The sequence below is a fragment of the Nocardia sp. NPDC051981 genome (genome assembly GCF_040680715.1).
Lineage (GTDB): Bacteria > Actinomycetota > Actinomycetes > Mycobacteriales > Mycobacteriaceae > Nocardia.
In genome coordinates this window covers 296,732-317,330 of the sequence record NZ_JBFAXK010000005.1, presented here as the reverse complement: position 1 = coordinate 317,330, position 20,599 = coordinate 296,732, and the positions used below count along the sequence as shown (strand labels likewise).

The 20,599-nt window shown below is 66.7% G+C and carries 19 protein-coding genes and 3 pseudogenes; 11 read left to right on the top strand and 11 right to left on the bottom strand.

Annotated features, from left to right (window positions below):
* The first annotated feature begins 6 nt into the window (after positions 1–6).
* A complete protein-coding gene (locus AB0L60_RS12855) occupies positions 7–252 on the top strand; it encodes a helix-turn-helix domain-containing protein (RefSeq protein ID WP_033087059.1) in 246 nt (81 codons plus the stop codon).
* Positions 253–409: 157 nt separating this feature from the next.
* Here the strand turns inward: AB0L60_RS12855 and AB0L60_RS12850 are convergent, their stop codons facing one another.
* The 4 genes from AB0L60_RS12850 to AB0L60_RS12835 all read right to left on the bottom strand — a co-directional run bounded on the left by AB0L60_RS12850 (position 410) and on the right by AB0L60_RS12835 (position 3,297).
* Positions 410–1,369 (bottom strand): MvdC/MvdD family ATP grasp protein, encoded by a 960-nt coding sequence (locus AB0L60_RS12850; RefSeq protein WP_364611784.1) that lies wholly within the window; start codon positions 1,367–1,369, stop codon positions 410–412.
* Positions 1,370–1,380: 11 nt separating this feature from the next.
* Positions 1,381–1,845 (bottom strand): hypothetical protein, encoded by a 465-nt coding sequence (locus AB0L60_RS12845; RefSeq protein WP_364611781.1) that lies wholly within the window; start codon positions 1,843–1,845, stop codon positions 1,381–1,383.
* Positions 1,846–2,037: 192 nt separating this feature from the next.
* Positions 2,038–2,454 (bottom strand): acyl-CoA thioesterase, encoded by a 417-nt coding sequence (locus AB0L60_RS12840; RefSeq protein WP_364611778.1) that lies wholly within the window; start codon positions 2,452–2,454, stop codon positions 2,038–2,040.
* A gap of 345 nt (positions 2,455–2,799) precedes the next feature.
* Complete coding sequence (locus AB0L60_RS12835; protein ID WP_364611775.1) at positions 2,800–3,297, bottom strand: cupin domain-containing protein; 498 nt, start codon at positions 3,295–3,297, stop codon at positions 2,800–2,802.
* A 71-nt stretch (positions 3,298–3,368) separates the two neighbouring features.
* On the opposite strand from AB0L60_RS12835, the gene AB0L60_RS12830 reads away from it, so the two are divergent.
* The gene (locus AB0L60_RS12830) at positions 3,369–3,875 is read left to right on the top strand and encodes a MarR family transcriptional regulator (RefSeq protein ID WP_364611772.1); all 507 of its coding nucleotides are present in this window, start codon (positions 3,369–3,371) and stop codon (positions 3,873–3,875) included.
* Between the two features lie 159 nt (positions 3,876–4,034).
* Positions 4,035–4,194, top strand: a pseudogene (locus AB0L60_RS12825) (SfnB family sulfur acquisition oxidoreductase); the annotation flags it as partial.
* Between the two features lie 81 nt (positions 4,195–4,275).
* Here AB0L60_RS12825 and AB0L60_RS12820 read toward each other — a convergent pair.
* Together AB0L60_RS12820 and acnA are read right to left on the bottom strand one after the other, a co-directional pair.
* Complete coding sequence (locus AB0L60_RS12820) at positions 4,276–4,842, bottom strand: helix-turn-helix domain-containing protein (RefSeq protein WP_364611769.1); 567 nt, start codon at positions 4,840–4,842, stop codon at positions 4,276–4,278.
* Between the two features lie 201 nt (positions 4,843–5,043).
* A complete protein-coding gene (acnA, locus tag AB0L60_RS12815; protein ID WP_364611766.1) occupies positions 5,044–7,836 on the bottom strand; it encodes an aconitate hydratase AcnA in 2,793 nt (930 codons plus the stop codon).
* 248 nt (positions 7,837–8,084) lie between these two features.
* Here acnA and AB0L60_RS12810 point away from each other — a divergent pair, with 248 nt between their 5' ends.
* Positions 8,085–8,624: a DUF6676 family protein gene (locus tag AB0L60_RS12810; protein WP_364611763.1), complete on the top strand. Its 540-nt coding sequence runs from the start codon at positions 8,085–8,087 to the stop codon at positions 8,622–8,624.
* Positions 8,625–8,921: 297 nt separating this feature from the next.
* Positions 8,922–10,337: an NlpC/P60 family protein gene (locus AB0L60_RS12805; protein WP_364611760.1), complete on the top strand. Its 1,416-nt coding sequence runs from the start codon at positions 8,922–8,924 to the stop codon at positions 10,335–10,337.
* A 766-nt stretch (positions 10,338–11,103) separates the two neighbouring features.
* Here the strand turns inward: AB0L60_RS12805 and AB0L60_RS12800 are convergent.
* Entirely contained in the window at positions 11,104–12,102 is a 999-nt protein-coding gene (locus AB0L60_RS12800) for a hypothetical protein (protein ID WP_364611757.1), read from the bottom strand.
* A 125-nt stretch (positions 12,103–12,227) separates the two neighbouring features.
* On the opposite strand from AB0L60_RS12800, the gene AB0L60_RS12795 reads away from it, so the two are divergent.
* Both AB0L60_RS12795 and AB0L60_RS12790 read left to right on the top strand, forming a co-directional pair.
* Positions 12,228–12,527, top strand: coding sequence for a helix-turn-helix transcriptional regulator (locus AB0L60_RS12795; RefSeq protein WP_364611754.1), 300 nt, complete (start codon positions 12,228–12,230; stop codon positions 12,525–12,527).
* Positions 12,524–13,297 (top strand): hypothetical protein, encoded by a 774-nt coding sequence (locus tag AB0L60_RS12790; protein WP_364611751.1) that lies wholly within the window; start codon positions 12,524–12,526, stop codon positions 13,295–13,297. Before AB0L60_RS12795 ends, AB0L60_RS12790 begins: the two co-directional genes overlap by 4 nt.
* A 186-nt stretch (positions 13,298–13,483) precedes the next feature.
* On the opposite strand, the pseudogene AB0L60_RS12785 reads toward AB0L60_RS12790, so the two are convergent.
* Together AB0L60_RS12785 and AB0L60_RS12780 are read right to left on the bottom strand one after the other, a co-directional pair.
* Positions 13,484–13,687: pseudogene (locus tag AB0L60_RS12785) on the bottom strand (response regulator transcription factor); the annotation flags it as partial.
* A gap of 614 nt (positions 13,688–14,301) precedes the next feature.
* Entirely contained in the window at positions 14,302–15,213 is a 912-nt protein-coding gene (locus tag AB0L60_RS12780) for a LysR family transcriptional regulator (RefSeq protein WP_364611748.1), read from the bottom strand.
* Between the two features lie 102 nt (positions 15,214–15,315).
* Here AB0L60_RS12780 and AB0L60_RS12775 point away from each other — a divergent pair, with 102 nt between their 5' ends.
* A complete protein-coding gene (locus tag AB0L60_RS12775) occupies positions 15,316–16,224 on the top strand; it encodes a DMT family transporter (protein WP_364611745.1) in 909 nt (302 codons plus the stop codon).
* A 156-nt stretch (positions 16,225–16,380) separates the two neighbouring features.
* Positions 16,381–16,914, top strand: coding sequence for a TetR/AcrR family transcriptional regulator (locus AB0L60_RS12770; RefSeq protein ID WP_364611742.1), 534 nt, complete (start codon positions 16,381–16,383; stop codon positions 16,912–16,914).
* A gap of 240 nt (positions 16,915–17,154) precedes the next feature.
* Here AB0L60_RS12770 and AB0L60_RS12765 read toward each other — a convergent pair whose 3' ends face one another.
* A complete protein-coding gene (locus AB0L60_RS12765; RefSeq protein WP_364611739.1) occupies positions 17,155–18,144 on the bottom strand; it encodes a WYL domain-containing protein in 990 nt (329 codons plus the stop codon).
* A 114-nt stretch (positions 18,145–18,258) separates the two neighbouring features.
* Here AB0L60_RS12765 and AB0L60_RS12760 point away from each other — a divergent pair, with 114 nt between their 5' ends.
* Both AB0L60_RS12760 and AB0L60_RS12755 read left to right on the top strand, forming a co-directional pair.
* The gene (locus AB0L60_RS12760) at positions 18,259–18,720 is read left to right on the top strand and encodes a VOC family protein (RefSeq protein ID WP_364611736.1); all 462 of its coding nucleotides are present in this window, start codon (positions 18,259–18,261) and stop codon (positions 18,718–18,720) included.
* 447 nt (positions 18,721–19,167) lie between these two features.
* Positions 19,168–19,638: a diadenosine tetraphosphate hydrolase gene (locus AB0L60_RS12755; RefSeq protein ID WP_364611733.1), complete on the top strand. Its 471-nt coding sequence runs from the start codon at positions 19,168–19,170 to the stop codon at positions 19,636–19,638.
* Positions 19,639–19,711: 73 nt separating this feature from the next.
* Here the strand turns inward: AB0L60_RS12755 and AB0L60_RS12750 are convergent.
* Positions 19,712–20,572, bottom strand: a pseudogene (locus AB0L60_RS12750) (cupin domain-containing protein); the annotation flags it as partial.
* Positions 20,573–20,599: the final 27 nt, after the last annotated feature.

The window sequence follows — 20,599 nt, the reverse complement described above, 5'->3', positions numbered from 1 at the left end:
GAAGCCATGAGTGACAGGCCCGCACAGGGTAAAGCCGTATTGGGTAAAGGCACGCGCGTCACCGGGAAATCCCGCGATCGCCTGCAATCCCAGTTGAAGAAGCAGTACGAGGCCGGAGCCAGCATCCGGTCCCTGGCCCGGGAGACCGGGCGGTCGTATGGCTTCATCCACAACGTGCTCGTGGAGTCGCATGTGCAACTCCGCAGCCGGGGCGGTGCGAACCGCCGCAAGGCCGCCAAGGCCGGCAAGTAGCGTCTTTCCCTTTTCCGGGAGTGGATTGCGGGTTCTCGACCGGCGAAAGCCGGTCGACGACTTGCGATTCAGGACGACCAGCCGCGAATTCGGGCGATACGGTGGGATGTTCGACGATCAGCCGTGATGTTCGAGGAAGCGCGATGGCGTGCGGCCGCTAGGGCATGACGGTCCCGTCGCCGAGAACCAGTAGGTTTGCGAGGCTCTGGAAAATCGGCAGACCGGTCTTGATTTCGAGATAGGCGAACTGTCCCTGGGGGTTCACCTCCAGGAAGTAGAACTCGCCGTCGAGACCCACCCGCAGGTCGAGCACGCCGAAAGCCAGTCCCAGCGCGCCCATCAGCGTGGTGAGCGATTTGCTCACCGAGGCGGGCAGGCGATCCGCGGTGAAGGCCACCGACGTGTCCAGGCGCGAATCCACCCGTCCCACACCGGATTGCGAGTCGATGCGCACCACCCACTCGATGCCGTCCACCCAGACGATACGCAGATCGCTCTCGGCCTGGATGTAGTCCTGAAAGATGGTGGGGGAGTTGCGGATCGTGGCCAGCCGGTCGAAATCCGCCGGGGTGAACAGCCGGGTCTCGGTGAACGCGCCGCGCCCGGTGCCGGTGCGCTTGTAAACCACTGACCCGGGCCGGGATTCGATGAAGGCGCGCGCCTCGTCGGGATCATTGGTGACGAGGGTCTCCGGGACCGCGAAGCCGGCGCGGTGGGCCGTCTCCAGTTGCACGACCTTGCGGCTGGCGGTGCGGTCGGCCCCGGGGTCGTTGACCCACAGGGCCGGGATCGACCACAGCAGTCCCTGGAGGAAACCGTCGCATTCGGCGCGGCGGAAGGTGTCGTCCTCCTCGGACAGACCGGCCGGTACAGCGCAGGTATGGGGCCGGCGCCACCACACCGAGGTGACGTCGTCGAGCCCGAAGATGTGCGACAGGCTGCGGTAGGAGCCGTCCCCGCCGAGTCGGAAAGTGCCGTTCTCGCGTGGGAAGTCGCGCATATCGAGGCGAATCGGGTTGTGCCCGTGGTGTTTGCGCAGGGTGGCGGCGAGGGCGTCGCCGTGGAGGTCCTCGGCCTCGGTGACGATGAGCACCGATCCCATGGTGCGGGCGGCCATGCGCGCTTCCGTCAGTCCAGGCTGTCGCAGGCGATGCCGTCGTCGCTGCCGAGGTGCGATCGGGTCTGGCAACAGGTCATGGTGGCCCCGCCGGCACCGGGACGAGTGGTGAGATCCAGTCCGCGGGCCCAGATTTCGGTGAGCTCGCGCAGTTCGTCGTCGCCCCGCGCGGGACTGTGGTCCGGCGACAGGGTGAGGGGACGATCGGTGACCTCGACACGGCGGCGCCGCGTGAAATCGGCAGTGGCGCCGGACCGTACGCGCACCAGCACCGGGCGGCCCTCACAGCTGCCCTGCGCCGTCGCAGCATCCCACCGGGTGATGTCGAGGACATCGGTCCGATGGAAGGTCCAGGTGGTGCCGTCGCCGACACGCACGCTGATACTTCGCTCCGTGGCTGCGACAAGGTAGCCCGGTAGCGGTGGCGAGGTGCTGGCGAGGATCGCCGATCCCGTTCGGTGCAGGGCGCCGGTCATGCTGAACTCCGATCTGCTCGGGATTTGCTGCGGGGCCGAGCGTGATCTGAATCATATCCCGCTGGGCACCGAATTCGGTCCGCAACGAGAGATTTCAGCTACTCCGGCAAACTCTGGCGGATTTTCGGAAACCGCTCCCGCCGAAAGATTTTCGCAGAAAAACTCGGACCGGCCGGTGTGGTAGGTGTCCGATCAGAGACCGAGGATGTCCGGCGAGTCGGCCACCGCCCGCAGGGCCGCACCGGGATCCGCAACCAGTTTGCGGGCGGCGAGATCGAGAATGCCGGAGACGACATCGATCTCCGCCGACACCGTGCCGTCGAGTTTCACAATCTGCTGGCGCATCCGGAAGATCTTGCCGCCGGTCCATTCGAATTCGCAGCTCACCGCGACCTCGTCGCCCAGATGCAATTCGCGCAGGTACTTGACCGTCTGTTCCAGCACCACCGGCCCGATTCCCGCGGCCACCATCTTCTCGCCCGGCAGCCCGCCCGCTCGCAGCAGCTCCCAGCGCGCGTGCTCGGCGTACTGCAGATAGACGGCCTGATTCAGGTGCCCATTGATATCGAGCTCGTACCCGCGGACGGTGATGGGGACAGAGAACGCCATGAACGTACCAACCCGGCTCGCGGCAATGATCATTCCGCGTTTTCGGTGGTCTGTGGCACACCCCCCGCCGGCGACCACCGGGCTACTGGGGAGTCAGGACGGCGTTCTCGCGTATAGCGGCGGGTTGCCGTGCCACTCTCGGTGCCGGTGCATGACCGGTGGATCGGTCATCGTGCCCTGAATTGCGCGCCCGGGATCGTGGCGGTGCAACGGGAACCGATCGGTGTAGCCGATGTGCCGCACGGCCCGCCGCTGGAATCACGCGATCATCGATTCGGTTCGGCGGATTCCCCTGCGGCAGTGCGGGTTTCACGGTGTCGCGGGTCCGGGAGGATGAGCGCGGGGTCAGGCGCGGTTGGCGTTGCGCTCGGCCCACCACCGCGGCGCCTCGATGAAGTGGTTGTCGTAGTCCTGCTGGGCGGCCTCGATATCGGCCGGGGTGGCCTCGCCGTGGGCGAGCCGCTCCAGGAAACGGAAGTAGCCGTGACGTTCGACGCCGGGCATGAGGGCGATGAGGATGCGGGCCGGGCTGTCGGGGGCCGCGCCGAAGGCGTGCGGCATGAACTTGGGGACGACGATCGCGCCGCCCGCGCCGACGGTGACGATCTTGTCCCCGGCCAGGACCTGGAGTTCGCCGTCGGCCACGTAGAACAGCTCGTCGGACAGGGTGTGGTAATGCGGCATGGCGCCGTCGGCGCCGCGGGTCATGGTCACCTCGACGGTGCTCACCGACCCGCCCGCCTCATTGGAGTCGATGAGCAGCCGCACCGAGACGGGCTCGCCGCCGATGATCTCGGCGTCCTGCGGCTGGCGGATGGCGGCGGGGCGGGAAGCGGTGGTCATGTCGAACTCCATGTGATTCGGTGGGAGATAATTCGCTACCGAACTATATGTCGTCGAATAGAGTGTTGTCCATGGGTGAGAAGAAGACCGACGCCGTGGACGTGATCCAGGAGCAGTGGCGGCGGGAGCGGCCGGACCTGGACGGCGTGGCCATGGCCATCATCGGGCGGCTGGGCCGGCTCACCGTGGTGGCGACCGAGCGGATCGAATCCGTGTTCACGGCACACGGATTGCAGCGCGGCGAGTTCGATGTGCTTGCGACACTGCGGCGTTCGGGCGAGCCCTACGAACTCAACCCCTCCGGCCTCGCCGACACCCTCATGATGTCGCGAGCCGGCATGACCGGCCGCCTGGACCGGCTCGAGAAGGCGGGACTGGTCCGGCGGATCGCCGACCCGGGCGACCGGCGCGCGATCAAGGTCGGGCTCACCGACCGCGGCCTGCACCTCATCGACATCGTCGTCACCGAGCATTTCGACAACGAAACCCGGATCCTCTCCGTGCTCTCCGACCAGGAGCGCGCGTCCCTCGATCGCATCACCCGGCGCCTGCTGACCGAGCTCGAACGCGAGGGCTGACCCGGGCCCCGGTGCGGGCCGAGGGCCGCACCCTCCGCGGATCGTTTCAATACCGGCCGCGGGTTTTGCTCAGGAGGCCGCGATCCGGGATCGTGAGCGGCGGCTGCCGCACTCGGAGGTGCACCGGCTGGCCGCCAGCGGGCTGCTCGCGATCACCGTCTCCGCCGCGGAGCGCTCACGGCCGCAACACAGTTCGTGCGCACCCCCCAGCCGCCCGTGGTTCGAGGCCGGTGTCGACCGCGCGATCGACGACCCATTGCTGATCCAGCGGTTCGGCGAGCCGAGCGTGACGGTCACCGCGGCCGAGGCCTCCCTGACGGTCGCGGCGGAAGTGCGGTGATCCGTTCCGCGGGGCAACTCGCCGAGGGATGATCTCAGCGCCCGGCGACCTACGGGTTCGTCACTGCCTGCGGCGGACCGAGGCTTCCACGAGGTCGAGGACGGCTTCGAGGTTGTCGTTGGCGTGGCCGGAGGCGATGCGGGCGATGAGGCCGTCGAGGACCAGGTCGAGGTAGCCGAGGAGGACTTCGGTGGGGACGTCGTCGCGCAGGGCGCCGGCGGCCTTGCGGCGTTCGAGGCGGGCGACGGTGGCGGCGGTGAGTTCTTCGGAGCGTTCTTCCCAGTTGGCCCGGAATTCGGGGTCGTTGCGCAGGCGGCGGGCGATCTCCAGGCGGGTGCCCAGCCAATCGAAATCCTCTGGGCGGGCCAGCATATCGCGCATGACCTGGATCAGACCCTGGGTGGCCGCGACCTCGGCCATGCGGCCGGCGTCTTCCTGGGCCAGGGCCAGGAACAGGGCGTCCTTGTCGCGGAAGTGGTGGAAGATCGCGCCCCGCGACAGACCGGTCGCTTCCTCCAGTCGACGCACGGTGGCGCCCTCGTAGCCGAACTCGGCGAAGCAGCGGCGGGCTCCGTCGAGAATCTGGCTGCGCCGGGCGGCGAGGTGGTCGTCACTGACCTTGGGCACTGGCTCCTCCGAAACGTGTTGTGCGGGTTCTCCTTATCGATCTTGCGACCAGATTGGGGAACCCGCACGAGCGACGAGCGAAGCGGCCCGGGATCGGGCCGCGTGGCGGGCGGCGGACCTGCGACAATCGCGAGATCCACCGCCTGCCACCACGTCTCGGCTTCGAAACAGCCCTTCGAAACCGAGACGGTATCGCGGTGGTTAGCCGCGAATCATGTTGCGCAGCACGTACTGCAGGATGCCGCCGTTGCGGTAGTAGTCCGCCTCACCGGGGGTGTCGATGCGGACCACCGCGTCGAAGACGACCTTCTCGCCGTTCTCCTTGGTGGCGGTCACCTTCATGGTCTTCGGAGTCACACCCTCGTTCAGCTTGGTGATGCCCTCGATGTCGAAGACCTCGGTGCCGTCCAGGCCCAGCGACGCGGCGGACTCGCCGGCCGGGAACTGCAGCGGCACAACGCCCATGCCGATCAGGTTCGAGCGGTGGATGCGCTCGAACGACTCGGTGATGACGGCCTTGACGCCCAGCAGACGGGTGCCCTTGGCGGCCCAGTCACGCGAGGAACCCGAGCCGTACTCCTTGCCGCCCAGCACGACCAGCGGGATGCCCGCGGCCTGGTAGTTCTGCGAGGCGTCGTAGATGAAGGCCTGCGGGCCGCCGTCCTGGGTGAAGTCGCGGGTGTAGCCACCCGAGACGTCGTCCAGCAGCTGGTTGCGGAGACGGATGTTGGCGAAGGTGCCGCGGATCATCACCTCGTGGTTACCACGACGCGAGCCCAGCGAGTTGTAGTCCTTGCGCGCAACGCCGTTGGCGTCCAGGTACTGCGCGGCCGGGGTGCCCGGCTTGATCGGACCGGCGGGGGAGATGTGGTCGGTGGTGACCGAGTCGCCCAGCAGCGCCAGCACGCGCGCGCCCTTGATGTCCTCGACCGGGGCCGGCTCCATCGACATGCCGTCGAAGTAGGGGGCCTTACGGACGTAGGTGGACTTCTCGTCCCACGCGAAGGTGTCGCCCTCCGGGGTGTTGAGGCCCTGCCAGCGCTGGTCACCGTCGAACACGGTGGCGTAGGACTTGGTGAACATGTCCCGGCTGATCGCCGACTTGATGGTGTCGTCGATCTCCTGCGCGGACGGCCAGATGTCCTTCAGGAAGACGTCGTTGCCGTTCTGGTCCTTGCCCAGGGCGTCGGTCTCGAAGTCGAAGTCCATGGTGCCCGCGAGCGCGTACGCGATGACCAGCGGCGGCGAGGCCAGGTAGTTCATCTTGACGTCGGGCGAGATACGGCCTTCGAAGTTGCGGTTGCCCGAGAGCACCGCGGTGACCGACAGGTCGTTGTCGTTGATCGCGGCCGAGATCTGCTCCGGCAGCGGACCGGTGTTGCCGATGCAGGTGGTGCAGCCGAAGCCGCCCACGTAGAAGCCCAGCTTCTCCAGGTACGGCCAGAGACCGGCCTTCTCGTAGTAGTCGGCGACGACCTGCGAGCCCGGGGCCATGTTGGTCTTGACCCACGGCTTGGACGCGAGGCCCTTCTCGACGGCGTTGCGGGCCAGCAGGGCCGCGCCGATCATGACCGACGGGTTGGAGGTGTTGGTGCAGGAGGTGATGCCCGCGACCACGACGGCGCCGTGATCCAGGACGAATTCACCGCGCTCCGGGTCGGAGACCTTGATCGGCTTCGACGGGCGACCGGCGCTGCCGTTGGCGGCGGTCGGCACGGCCGAACCGTCGGAGGCGGTGCCGGAGGCGACCGGGTCGCTGGCCGGGAAGGACTCTTCCAGCGCCTCGTCCAGGGCGGTGTGCGGGACGGGGTCGTTGGTGTAGGTGCGGATGTCCTGACGGAACTGGGTCTTGCTGTCCGACAGCAGGATCCGGTCCTGCGGGCGCTTCGGGCCGGCGATGGACGGCACCACGGTGCTCAGGTCCAGCTCCAGGTACTCCGAGTAGGCCGGCTCGTTGTCGGCGTCGTGCCACAGGCCCTGCTCCTTGGCGTACGCCTCGACGAGCGCGAGCTGCTCGTCGCTGCGGCCGGTCAGGCGCAGGTAGCTGATGGTCTCCTCGTCGATCGGGAAGATCGCGGCGGTGGAGCCGAATTCAGGGGACATGTTGCCCAGGGTGGCGCGGTTGGCCAGCGGCACCTCGGCGACGCCCTTGCCGTAGAACTCGACGAACTTGCCGACCACACCGTGCTTGCGCAGCATGTCGGTGACGGTGAGCACGACGTCGGTGGCGGTCACGCCCGGCTTGATCTCACCGGTCAGCTTGAAGCCGACGACGCGCGGGATCAGCATGGAGACCGGCTGGCCCAGCATGGCGGCCTCGGCCTCGATGCCGCCGACGCCCCAGCCCAGCACGCCCAGGCCGTTGACCATGGTGGTGTGCGAGTCGGTGCCGACACAGGTGTCGGGGTAGGCCTGGCCGTTGCGGACCATGACGGTGGGCGCCAGGTACTCGATGTTGACCTGGTGCACGATGCCGACGCCCGGCGGGACGACCTTGAAGTCGTCGAACGCGCCCTGGCCCCAGCGCAGGAACTGGTAACGCTCGCCGTTGCGCTCGTACTCCAGATCGACGTTGCGCTCGAGGGCGTCGGCGGTGCCGAACACGTCGAGGATGACCGAGTGGTCGATGACCATGTCGGCGGGAGACAGCGGGTTGACCTTGTTCGGGTCGCCGCCGAGGGTGGTGACGGCCTCACGCATGGTGGCGAGGTCGACGATGCAGGGCACGCCGGTGAAGTCCTGCATGATCACGCGGGCGGGCGTGAACTGGATCTCGGTGTCCGGCTCGGCGTTCGGGTCCCAGTTCGCGAGGGCGCGGATCTGGTCGGCGGTAATGTTGGCGCCGTCCTCGGTGCGAAGCAGGTTCTCCGCGAGGACCTTCAGGGCGTAGGGCAGCTTCTCGGTGCCGGGCACGGCCGAGAGGCGGAAGATCTCGTAAGAGTTGCTTCCGACCTCGAGGGTGCCCTTGGCGCCGAAGGTATCGATACTCGTCACGTTCAGCTCCACTCGTCTGTGAATGGGAGGGCCACCGGCGGGGCTGTGCCGATGGCTCGTCGAGGCGCGGGCCTCGTCCGTCTTCCGACATTAACAGTACGCTTGTCCTGTGAGCACATCGGGGGCGGGTTATCGGGCCGTCGGGCCCGGGATTCCGCCCAGCGCGAGACACGATTTCGCGCGATCGGTGAGGTGACTTGCATGGCGCGGTGAGGTGATATGACACGCCGTCCCGTACCCTGCGTTTCGTGACCGCTCCGCACTCCTCGGTTTTCACGCCCTCGAAGGCGGAACTACCGCCGAACACCGACCTGAATGCCATCATCGCCGATCTCGCCGATGATCATGTCGCCGCCCCCACCGAACGCGATCAGGAGGCCCTCGCCGCCATCGCCGCCGACGCGCGTGAGCACGGCGTTCAGCTCGACATCATTGTGGTGCAGGGCAATCCGGGCATCGAGGCGAACCTGCGCGATCTGGCCAACGAGGTCGGCAAGATCGAGCACGGCACCGTGGTGGTCTTCAGCGACGACTGGGTGGGCACCTACAGCGACCAGTTCACCCGCGGGCACCTGGAGTGGGCCGAGGACAAGGCCAAGTATCGCGGCCCCGAGCACACCACCGACGCCGCGCGGGTTTTCGTGGATCGGCTCGAGCAGCCGGAGACCGTGTCGTGGACGGTGATCACACTGGTCATCCTCGGTGTGCTGATCGCGACGATCGGCGGGTTGTACGCAGTGAAGGTGCGGCGCGGGCAGCCGGCGGGTGCGCCGACGCCGGTCGGGTAGCGCGTTCGCGTCGGGAGGCGGTGTCTCCGTTCGGGGTTCGGGTTCGTCCCGGGCCCCTTTTTCATGCCCGGATCAGGTGTGCAGAGTCCGGTTTGTTCGCGACACGCCGAAAACGTACCGAGTGTCGCGTGTTGTGACGCATGGTGATTGTGGGATTTACCTGCAACTTCTTGGCTACCAGCGAATTACATGCATGTGATTGTGGCGTGCCTGAGCGGCGGGATCCTGAACGTGCCGTACGGTTTCGCGATGGCACGTTTGGGGATTTTGTGCCGGATGGGACTCCAGGGAGGTGCGATGCGACGACCGGCGAAGCGACTACGACGCCCGGCGCGGGTCGCTACGGAGTTGCTCGTAGTGCTCATCGTTTTGGCATTGCCCATGGCCGGCGGGCACGCGGTACCACCGCCACCCCCCAACCCCAGCGACAGCGACCTCAATGCCGCAGGCGCCCAGGTCGACGCCGGCGTCGGCGAGGTCGGCGCCCTCATCAACCAGGTGGCCGCCGCCGAACAGCAGCTGCGGCAACTCGACGACGCGGTCGCCGGTCGCCGTGAGGCCGTCAACAAGGCCCTGGTGGATCTGCAGATGGCCCGCGACGCCGCCGACACCGCCGCCCGCGCCGTCGCCCAGTGCCAGCAGGATCTGACCGACGCCGGCGCGAAAGTCGATATCGCGCACGGGAATTTCGACAAATACGTCGCCCAGGTCTACATGCGCCCCGGCTCCACCTCGCTGGTCAGCTATCTGGCCGCGCCCAGCCCCGAGATCGCGCTCAACCGCGCGCAGGTGCTGACCATCGCCTCCAAGAACCAGCAGCAGGTGGTCGACGGCCTGCGTCACGCCCAGATCGACCAGGCCAACAAGACCTCCGCCGCCAAACAGGCCCAGCAGGCCGCCGACGCCGCCGCGGCCGCCGCCGACGCCAAGAAGACCGAGGCCCAGAACGCGGTCACGGCCGCCCAGGCCGAACTCGACCAGCAGAACATCCGCCGCAACGACCTTGTCGGGCAGCGTGATTCGGCCCAGCAGCGGCTGGACGCGGCCCGCGCCAATGTCGCGGGCCTGCAGAGCCAGCGCGACACCTTCGTCGCCTGGGACCAGCAGCGCAAGGCCGAGGAGGCCGCGGCCCGCGCCGCCGCGGTAGCCGCTGCTGCTCGCGTGGCCGCCGACCGTGCCGCCGCCGATCGCGCCGGCCAGGTCGGCCAGGGCCACCGCCCGCACGTCGTGCAGGACACCTCACCGCCACCGAAGCGCTCCATCCAGCCCAGCCGGCCACCGGGCTCCAACGCACAGCTCATCGAGACCGTGGTCGACCGTGCCATGTCCCAGCTGGGCGTCGTCTACGCCTGGGGCGGCGGCGACGAGAACGGCCCCACCCTTGGCATCCGTGACGGCGGCACCGCCGACAGCTACGGCGACTACAACAAGACCGGCTTCGACTGCTCCGGCCTGATGATCTACGCCTTCGCCGGCATCGGCGTCTCCCTACCCCACTACTCCGGCTACCAATACACCATGGGCACAAGGGTTCCCGTCGCCGAACGCGCCCGCGGCGACATGCTCTTCTGGGGCCCCGGCGGCAGCGAACACGTCGCCCTCTATCTCGGCAACAACAAGATGATCGAGGCCCCCCAGAGCGGCGAGGTCGTCCGCGTGGCCGCCGTCCGCGAAGACGGCATCATGCCCTACGCGGTCCGCATCGTCTCTTGATCATCGATTGACAGCCGGATGGGTGACATCCGACCGGGACGCTGGCTGGCTGTGCCCAGGGCGCCGCTACCATATCCGATTCTACGGTGACCACGTATCACAGATGCCTGCACACGTAGTCGGCGCAAGCATTGCTCGATTCATCAGCGACTACCGCCGCTGTCATGGCGGTCGGGGGCCGGGGTGGGCCGAGATCGCCGCCGCCGCAGTCGATCCCCGTGGTGTCCCACTGTTCTTCAACCTCTCGACGCTCGCGCCCAGCGACGCTGGCTAATGGCTGACGGTTGGATCCGGATCCACCGTGAACATCTTCGTAGAGGTCCTCGTGGCGATGCCGACGCATTCCGGTCGCGTCGCAAGCATTCCGCCGCCGGTCTGGCGACTGCGTCGTAACGTTGAGTCCGCGAGGCGTCGCGATCATGATGTGGTTCGGCGCGATCTGGTCGTTCCCGAAACCTATGGACAGTCACTCAGGCTGGAGCGCGAATCCTGTAAGAGACCGAGCTGTCCGCGGCGAAAGTCCATGCTGAGGTCAATCGACCCTGGTTGACCATGTCCCGCGCTGGCCGGTTCGGTCAGTGCGCCATGCGGCGCACCCCACATCGCGGAACTGTCCTGTCGATGCTGGCGGATCTCGGAGTCGTCAGCGTTATCCACGTATGAAGCTTGGACCGACCGGCTACCGGCCGCCGTGCATCCGTGACACGTTCTGAACGATCTTGGACCGTTATGGGTTCAACGCCGCTGGTGGCCGGATCAGAAGCAGTTATGAGTGGTTGCGCGGCGCGACAAGGCCGAAGGTCACGCTTCCGACGATGACTGCGCCGCCGGTCGCCAGCAGGAGCAGCCCCAGGGGCGAGTGTTCGGTGACATCGCCGAGCAGGGACCAGATCGCGGCGCGCAGGGCCACCGTGGCCGGTACTGCTAGCGCGGCGGCCGTGGCGGCGGCGCGGACTGCGCGATGTATCCGGTTCGGCCGCGGGGCTGGGGCTATGAAGACGAGGACGTGGTTGCCGAGCATGGCCATCCCAAAGAACCCGCTGGTGGCGACGACTATTGCGAAGACGATCAGCAGCGGGTCGGTCCACCTCTCGCCGATGGCTTGCGTGGCTGTGACCGCTGCCCCCGCGGCCACGGCCGCCACCGCAAGAACGGCGATGTCGTGACGGCGGGTGAACGCCGCAGCTGACCTGTAGTGGGAGGGGCGGACAATGGCCCGGCCGCCGGTGAGCACTGCGGCCAGGGGTTCGATGTCGTCGAGCCAATCACCATCGTGCACTCGCTCGGATACTGGCAATCGCAGCGCTTTTCGCTGCAGCATCAGCCCGGCGGCGGTGACGGCGGTGAGGACTGTGAGTGCGGTGATCAATACCGGCGTGGTCGTCGCGGTCCAAGCCGTGCGATCGGCGTCGACCGCGACCGCGATCCAGTCCGTCGCCGCAGTCATCGCCACGAGCCCCGTACTCGCGGCGGCGGTCCGTGCCAGCTGTGCGACGCGGAAGGCTGGTTGTGTTTGATCGTTGCGCCACAACAGCATTCGCAGTGCCATCAGCAACAGCACTGCTGGTACCACGAATTCGGTGAACGACACCACCACGTCGTACGGGTCGTCGTGCCACGGGCTCGCCGCCCGTACGGTCTTGGCCTGCGTCGTGGTCCATGCGAAGGCGACGAACCCGGCCCCTGCCACAACGGAGGCCATCAACGCCGCACTCGTGACACCCCGGACCTGGCTGCCGACCGATATCACCTGTTCATCTCCCACCGCCGCTGCTCCCTTCTGACCGGCAGAGCCGTCAACCACATGCATAGTACGCGCTGCGTACTACGTGGTGCGAGCTACGCAATGTGTACTAGTCTGCTGGGAAGGGGTCGAACGAGGAGGTCCTGATGCTCGCCAACGACGCACAGGTACTGGTGCTGTGCGCGCTTGCCGAGGGGCCGTTGCACGGCTACGCGATCAATGCCGCGATCGAGCACTTGGTCGGTGATCGGCTTGCGGCCGGCAGCCTGTACGGGGCGCTGGCACGGCTCGAAGCCAAAGGGTTGATCGAGGCTGTCGATGGTGTCGGGCGGCAGCGCCCGGTTCGCCTGACCCCGCAGGGCGCCGCGTTGCTGGAACGGGAACTGCGTGCCATGGCAGAGGTGTCGAGGACCGGATTGCGGCGTCTGGGGGTGAGCCCGGCGTGACCAGCTGCACGCAAATCCTCGTGCGGTTGTTGTATCCGCGGCCCTACCTCGACCGGTGGGGTGAGGACCTGTGCGACGCCGCACGTTCCGAGGGGTGGCGATCCTGGCCGAATCTGGTGGCGAGCGCGGCCGCCATCTGGCTGCAACCGGCGATCTGGCCGCCTCGTCACCGCGGGCAGCGCACCGCCCGCGCGACCGCGATGGTCCTCGCGGTCGCCGGTTACGGATGGTTCATCGCGAATCTCATTACCGAGGACGCCGGCCCCGTCCTCAGGCAGGTGCTGCGGGGCTGCGCGGCGGCCCTGCTGGTGGGGTGCGCGCTGGTGACACCGTTGCCACATCCGAACCGGACCGCGCTGGCTGCGGTGGCATGGCGGTCCACGCGATATTTCGCTGTTCCGGTGGTCCTGGTCGCGACGGTGGTGATCACCGTGCATGGCAGTGTGCTGCCCCGGATTCCGCCGGTGCCGATCCGGCTGGCTGTCGTATCGGTGTGGTGGATCGGTTGGCTGCTGGTCGTCGGCGCAGGTTCACGAGTCCTGGCCAACCTCGGCCCCGACACCGTCATCGCACCGAGTCGCCGGCGAGCTGGTGCCGGCGGCGTGGTCCTGGCCGCGGTCGCCGTGGTCACCGGCGCGGTCTTGCTGATCTTCGCCTTCTCCGGTGCCCGATTCGATCCGTTCGCAGCCGGCTGCGGTGCACTCACCCTGGTGTTCGCGGTCACGGGAACCGCAGCGCTTTGCGAGCTCCCATCTCTTGCAGACGACTAGCCCACAGCCCCGACACACGAAATCCCGCTTCCCGCAACCGAACAGAAAGCTCAGAAGCTGTCCGTGAATCCGGGGCGCGGGACTGCCGGATACGCCGTACGGCGAGTGTGCTTGCAACGTGGCGATTGTCGGCAACGGGCTCGACGAGTACCGACGGTGTCGTCCGCTCGGGTGGGAGGTGTGCCCTCAGCGGTCGACGCAGCCGGATTCGTAGGCCAGGATCACCGCCTGGGTGCGGTCTCTGGCACCGAGTTTGGGAAGAATTCCGCTGACATGGGTTTTGACGGTCTGGGTGGCGATATGGAGTCGTTCGGCGATCTCCCTGTTGGACAGTCCACGCGTCATCATCAACAGCACGTTCACTTCACGGTCGGTGAGGGCGGCGCGTGCGAACTGCGCACGGATGGACAAGGCGGTCTGGCACGCACAGCCGATCGCCGCAGCGGAAACTATATTCAGGTTGAACGCCGCAAGCGCAGCATCTGAATCATGGCCACACACAGCAGGTGTGGCGACAGTACCCCCCAAATGGCCACAGCAGCAACTACCTTGGAGATTGATCTTCTGGCGGCGCTCCGGAAGGAATGAGCGGGGCTTCCTCTAGCCGCACTCATGTGGAAGAAATGGACACATCGATGAGACGAAATCGTGGACAGAACGGTGAGAAAACTGCATGAAAACGCAGAACACGAGAGCTCCATCTGACAAATATGATGCGAACCTACACGACGATTGATGATGATCGAGCTGATTGACGGTGATGCGCGCCTGCGGTCACGACGTGCATGCCACCTGCCTGGTGGGGGCGGCGAGCTTGCTCGCGCGCGGCAGGTGAGTGGACGGGACACCCCTGCCTCTGGTTGCCGCCAGCGAGGCTGTCGGGATACTCGGTGCGGTAGCCGGGGCGCCCACCGTCTATTGGTTCTGGAGCGGAATCGATTCCACCGTGCTTATGGACCGGCTACCGGCAAACCACTCACCTGAGTTCGCACCCGCTATCGAACCTACCTTGACGACTGGTGTCGAGACGCTGGTGGTTGCTGCGCTGACCTGGTTCGAGACCGTGCTGTGTCCACCATGTGGGCGACAGCCGGATGCCATGGCCGATCGGAGGGGCCGCAAAGGTACAGGGACCGTTCGAGATTGTGTTTGATCGGAACCAAGACCAGGTCGTCGCCTTCCATACCCGCAGCGGACTCGGGTACCACGGTCACCCCGATTCCTGCCCTGACCATGGAGAACAAGGTGCTCAGCTGGCGCACCCGATGTGTGGGCCGGAATTCGGAGCGGGCACGGCGGTGCAACTCCCGGATGTGCGGCTCGCAGCCGCCCGTCGACAGCAGCAGCGGGTCGTCGGTGAGGTCGGCAATGTCGACGACCGCCTCGGCGGCCAGCGGATGATCCCTTCTCATGACCGCACGGAAGGCGTCTCGCGCCAGCAGTACCGCTCGCGGCGGTGCTTCGGACGGGTCGACGAGCACCGCCGCATCCGCGGTCGCATCACCGAGCCACCCAGCCACTTCGGCGTCTTCGCCTTCCAGCACAACAACTCTCACTCGGGGCAGTTCGACCTCCCAGGCGTTGAGGAGATCAGGAAGCAAGGCGTGACAAGCGGTCGGCGGTGCCGCGAGTGTGATCGAACCGGAAGGGATACCGGTACGGCCTCGCAGCACGTCCTCGGCGGCCATGGTGGCCGCCACCGCGACCCGGGCATGCTCGAGAATGCCCCGGCCCAGGGCGGTGGGGGTGACGGGGAACTCTCGCGTCACCACAGGCTGTCCGCTGAGGCGCTCGAGCGCTGCGATGGTGTGCGATACGGCGGACTGGCTGACGCCGAGTTCGGCTGCGGCCGAGCCGAATCCGCCGGCGTCCACGACCGCAACCAGAGTCCTGAGGTGTGTTAGTGAGATGTCCATGAATCTTCCTCATGATGTGACCAATTCATGTCATTGGACTCATATATAGCTCACCGGCAGACTGAAACGCGACCGAACGACTCGCGTGAAAGGGGCCCTCCGATGACCCTGGTCGAAGCCAGAGCGCGAATGAGGGCCAGTTGGGTGCCGAAGTTCGCTGTGCTGTCCGGGATTTGGGGTGCCAGTTTCGTTCTCATCAAGCTCGCCGTCGATGCAGGTGTCGCCTCGGTGTGGGTCGCGTTATGGCGGTGTGCCTTCGGCGCGCTCACGCTGGCCGTCGTGTGTGCGGTGCGCCGGGAGGCGCTACCGCGCACACGGTCGACATGGGGCCATGCTGCTGTGATAGCCCTGCTGCTCAACGCGATTCCCTTCACGCTGTTCGCGCTGGCCGAGCAACACATCAGCTCGGTGCTGGCCGGCCTGATCAACGCGACGACCCCGATCATGACAATGGGCTTCACCATCCTGCTGGTCCCCGGTGAGCCGCTGACCCGACGTCGGGTCGAAGGTGTCCTGATCGGGTTTGCAGGCGTGGCTTGCCTGCTCGGAGTCTGGCGGGGCATGGATGCCGACACGGTGGGCGGCGTTGTCGCCTGTCTGGGCGCCACCCTCTGCTACGGTGCTGGATTCGCCTACACCCGCAGGTTCTTCACCAAGCCGGGAAGTTCGCCAGCGGTCCTGTCACTCACCCAGTTACTCACCGCCACACTGGAATTGGCTCTGCTTGCCCTGCTGGCCGGTCGTGTCCCGACCGCACCGGGGTGGCCTGGCGCTGTCGGCCTGATCGTGCTTGGCGTGTTCGGCACGGGCTACGCGTTCGTGCTCAACATGCAGGTGATCGCCTCCGTCGGGGCGACGGTCGCCTCGACGATCACCTACGTCGTCCCGATCTGGTCCACCGTCCTGGGTGCAGTGTTGTTGTCCGAAACTGTCGGCTGGAATGCTGTCGTCGGCGGGATCGTCATCGTCACGGGCATTGTCGTGGCGCGCTCCCGGCCTGCCTTGAAATGAACCCGGTCGGTCGGAGATGTCGTTCCCTCTGCGGCCTGATCGCGGTGCTGCGGTACGCGATCAGAGGCTTGACGTCCGAGGCCCTGTGGGATGCCTCTTGGAGGAATCCCACAAAAACTCGTTCGCAGCTCCGTGTCGACTTCCAGCTTCGGTAACGTGCAAGAACACGGTGTGCACGGTGTCGCACTGACCGATCTGCTCGAGCAGCGCAACACGTCCCCAGACGCGCTGTATCGCCACTTCCCGTTCGGGAAGGGCCAACTCGTGGAGACAGCGGCGAAATCCATGTCCCGGATCGGGTACTCGCACGTGGGCAGGCTCGCCGACGCACTAGCCACTGCCGCTTCACTGGAAGATTGGCTGGATCAACTGTTCGCCTTCTGGCGGTTTCCCTTGGAGTCCACCGATTATCGGGCGGGTTCGTTCATGATGGCTGCTGCCGTTGACGGGCTGGATCCGGATGTGCAGTTCGCGGCCGGCCGGTCGTTCGCCGAATGGACCGCGCGGCTCGCCGACGGACTCATCGCTGTCGGAATCGAACAAACGAAGGCGTGCTCGCTGGCCGGATTCCTGCTCTCGTCGATCGAAGGCGCCGTGGTCCAGAGCCGCGCCCTCAAATCCAGCCACCCGTTCGATGACAGTCGAACTCAGCTCGCCGATCTGATCCGGTATCACGTGGCCACTCGTTGATGGTCGAACCGATTCCGAATCGCGGACCCAAAAGTGGTGCATTTCCGAATGATTCGTGAGCAGCGTGGGCAGCCCCGGTGCGCGCACGATTGGGATAGGTGTGCCGGCACGTGCCGGATCTGCTGCTGGAATACGCTGATGGCAGGTTGGCGGTGTTGGATGTGAAATCGCCTGCCCGCGTGAACGATCCGAATCCGGGAGGCGGGGTGTCAGGTTCCGGTGGCGACGGTGCCATCGAACCTATGTCGTCGTGCGTGCGGCGTGGGCTGCGCGGCGCGACAGTTCGGCGAAGGCGTCACGTAGCGGATCCGGGCCTATGACTTCGATTTCGGTGTCGAAACGCGCCAGCGTCGCTGCGAGTGCGGGCCAGGACCAGGAGCCGGTCAGCAGTCTGGTTCGGGTGGGGCCGAGTTCCTCGACGATGCCGTCGGCGGCGAAGGGGGCCACCTGGGTGGCGGGGAGATCGAGGATCACCTCGCCTTGGCATGGCCAGGAGTTCGCGCCTTCGGAGCCTTTGAACCGGGCAGAGAGGAAGGAGGCGATGTCGCCACCTGGCAGTTGCCTTGGGGTGAAGCGCGGTCCGTTGGGGACACGAAGCGTCATCCGGTCGGCACGGTAGATACGCCAGTCCGAGCGCTGCGGGTTCCATCCGATGAGGTACCAGCGTCCACTGTGGACCACGAGGTGGTGGGGCTGAACTCGTCGCGGCGGCTGGGGATAGGTGTCGTGCGGCGGTATCGGCGACTGGTAGTCGAACCGCAGTTCCTCTCTGGATCGGATGGCCGCGCTCAGCGCGAGCAGGACTTGGGGGTCGGCCCGGCGCGCGGCTGGTTCGACGGCCGTGATTTCGAGCATGTCGATGCGCTGGCGCAGGCGAGAAGGCAGGACCTGGCGGACGGTCGGCAGCGCTCGTGCCGCAGCCTCTTCGATACCCGCCCCGGTCCCGGCCGCGATCCGCAATGCCACGGCCAGCGCGACGGCCTGCTCGTCATCGAACAGCAGTGGCGGCAGTTCGATGCCCGCTTCGAGCCGATAGCCGCCCTCGGGTCCCTTCACCGCCCGGACGAGGTAGCCGAGCTCGCGCAGGCGATCGACATCGCGGCGCACCGTGCGTTCGCTGACACCGAGCCTCTGGGCGAGCAGGCCTCCCGGCCAGTCACGGCGGACCTGCAGCAGCGACAGCAGCGAGAGCAGGCGGCGGGAGGTCACTGTCGAGGAGGCGGTCGGCATGGTCGCCAGGCTGCCATAGGTAGCGGACGTTCCCTGTCCGGTATTGCTGACAGGGTGGCTCTCGTCGCGGGAAAGACCCCGCGTCGAAACCACTTGTGAAGGGACCGAATCACCATGTCGGTAAACGCTGTTGCCCACCTCAACTTCCACGGACAGGCTCGCGCGGCCCTGGAGTTCTACCAGTCGGTGTTCGGCGGGCAACTCTCTGTGGCCAGCTACGGTGACTTCGGGATGCCCGCCGAGTTGCCGGACGCCACCAAGGTCGTGTTCGGCCAGGTGATCGCCGACAACGGATTTCGGGTCATGGCCTATGACGTGCCCGGTGAGACAGCGCCGGTCGCCCAGGGCGCGCCCACCACCCGTCGCGAGAACGGCGCCACCATCACCGCGGAGCCGTTCTTCCTCTCCGTGCGCGGTGACACGGTCGAGGAGGTCGGCGCGTTGTGGGAACGCCTCGCGGCCGGTGGGGCGGTCATCGAGGAATTCGGTCCGGCCCAGTGGGCGCCCGGTTTCGGGATGCTGCGCGATCGCTTCGGCATCACCTGGATCGTCGACGTCGCGCGAGCAGCCCAGTAACAGTGCTCCGATCGCTGAGCCCCGGCCATGACTGGGAGGCCGACGATCGTTCCGGACAGAAACCACTCCACGCCAGAGGAATTCGTCGACAACGCTCGGACACGACAAGTGCTCTCCGATGTCCGGTCGCGGGTTTCGGTCGGCGTCACCTCCCACGGCGAGGACGGGGTGATCCTTCCCTGAAAGACACCCCTCCTCGCTGAACCCACTACCTCCGCAATGCGGATCCGTTCTCGGCGCATTCGTTCGGTCGTGGCCCAGCATGATTTTGTAAGGCGACAGGCAGTCCCGACTTAGAATGGGCAGAGCCCAGCGAGGCCGGATCGGCTGTCGATGCCCCACAAGGGTGCGTCCCACCCGAGTGGGGCACACGTCAGCGCATCTCGAGTGGGTCGTCCCACTCGGCACCTGTCTGTACAGCGGATGCGGGCTCGCTAATGTGTGGAGATGAGCGATTGGCGCAATGACCGGATCGGCAGCGCCTTGCGTGGGGCGAATCCGACAGTGATGTGTCGGCTCACGGCCGGGTTCGCCGTCATCGGTGATACTCAGTTCCTGCCCGGCTATTCACTGCTGCTGACCGATGATCCTGCGGTGCAACGCCTTTCCGAGTTGTCGCGCCCGCGGCGTGCAGCGTTTCTTGCCGATATGGATCTGTTGGGGGAGGCGGTCGAGCGGGCGTGTACGCGACTGGATCCGGCCTTCCGGCGGGTGAATCTGGAGATCCTCGGCAACACCGATGCCTTCCTGCACGTTCATGTGTGGCCGCGATTCGATTGGGAGCCAGGCGATCTGGTGGGCGGCCCGGTGTGGCTTTATCCGCCCGATCGGTGGACCGATGAGCGCTATGCACTCGGCACGCTCCATGACCAGATCCGGCAGGCGATCACCGGCGAGCTGCATACGCTGTCCGCCTGAGAGCGGCGCTGCGAATCGGCCGATCGCGATCCCGGGGCGATCGCGTTCGCGCTGGCGAGTTCGCTCGCGCACTCTACGAGTCCCGCCCCGAGCTCGCCCACGCCGTGGTCGACGTCGAACCGAAACTCACCCGCATCCTCACCGCCCTGCTGATCGGGCTCGAGACAGCATCCTGACCGCTGATCCCTCCGAGATTCGCGCGGGCGCAGCGGAATTGAATATCGCTAGTTATCACATCGCCGAGGCACTCGAGGCAGGCGGCCAGGGGCGCGGCGGCCGAACCAGTGCGACGCCGGTGAGCGGACTCGGATGAGATGCCGGGGCCGGATCGCCGTCGTCGCTCATGTCCCGTGGATCGGCTCGGCGGGTCTGGCGAGCTCGGTCTGACGCCACTGGCCCGGCGGTTGCCCATGACGGCGGCGGAAGGCGGCGGCGAAGGCGTTGGGTGAGGTGTAGCCGGTGCTGTCGGGTTCTGTTCGAAGCAGGCACGCATCGCCAGAACCAGCAGCACGTCGAGAAGCCGATCGAGGACGGTTTGCTGTCCGGGGGCCGGTCCGCTCAGCTCGCGCGACAGCATGGCGATGACATCGTGCAGGGGATCACCGGCGGCGGTGCGCAGGAGCAGGATCGGGGGCAGGGTCCGGATCGGGCCGTGGCCGACGTCACCAGCGAATCGATATGCGCCACACAGGAATACCGTCGCATTCCGGAGTTCGGCGTGCTGGTCGTCGGTGTGGAGTTCGCGGAAGCGTTCCGGTGAGATACAGGCTGCTCGCGCTTCGTGTGCGATGTGGTGGCCAGGGCCGCCGCGGACCAGTGCCAGGTCGCCGGGATTCAGTTCGATCGCGTCCGTGTGATCGTCGAGCCACAGCCATGCGCGGCCCTGTACGACGGTGTGCGCGGTCAGCTGAATGGTGCCAGGCAGCAGCAGCCCCCACGGGGGCTGCGCGACCGACCGGGC

Coding starts and splice junctions, on each gene's coding strand:
- AB0L60_RS12855 (WP_033087059.1), top strand. CDS start 7: ATGAGTGACAGGCCCGCACAGGGTAAAGCCGTATTGGGTAAAGGCACG.
- AB0L60_RS12850 (WP_364611784.1), bottom strand. CDS start 1,369: ATGGCCGCCCGCACCATGGGATCGGTGCTCATCGTCACCGAGGCCGAG.
- AB0L60_RS12845 (WP_364611781.1), bottom strand. CDS start 1,845: ATGACCGGCGCCCTGCACCGAACGGGATCGGCGATCCTCGCCAGCACC.
- AB0L60_RS12840 (WP_364611778.1), bottom strand. CDS start 2,454: ATGGCGTTCTCTGTCCCCATCACCGTCCGCGGGTACGAGCTCGATATC.
- AB0L60_RS12835 (WP_364611775.1), bottom strand. CDS start 3,297: ATGACCACCGCTTCCCGCCCCGCCGCCATCCGCCAGCCGCAGGACGCC.
- AB0L60_RS12830 (WP_364611772.1), top strand. CDS start 3,369: ATGGGTGAGAAGAAGACCGACGCCGTGGACGTGATCCAGGAGCAGTGG.
- AB0L60_RS12805 (WP_364611760.1), top strand. CDS start 8,922: ATGCGACGACCGGCGAAGCGACTACGACGCCCGGCGCGGGTCGCTACG.
- AB0L60_RS12795 (WP_364611754.1), top strand. CDS start 12,228: ATGCTCGCCAACGACGCACAGGTACTGGTGCTGTGCGCGCTTGCCGAG.
- AB0L60_RS12780 (WP_364611748.1), bottom strand. CDS start 15,213: ATGGACATCTCACTAACACACCTCAGGACTCTGGTTGCGGTCGTGGAC.
- AB0L60_RS12775 (WP_364611745.1), top strand. CDS start 15,316: ATGACCCTGGTCGAAGCCAGAGCGCGAATGAGGGCCAGTTGGGTGCCG.
- AB0L60_RS12765 (WP_364611739.1), bottom strand. CDS start 18,144: ATGCCGACCGCCTCCTCGACAGTGACCTCCCGCCGCCTGCTCTCGCTG.
- AB0L60_RS12760 (WP_364611736.1), top strand. CDS start 18,259: ATGTCGGTAAACGCTGTTGCCCACCTCAACTTCCACGGACAGGCTCGC.
- AB0L60_RS12755 (WP_364611733.1), top strand. CDS start 19,168: ATGAGCGATTGGCGCAATGACCGGATCGGCAGCGCCTTGCGTGGGGCG.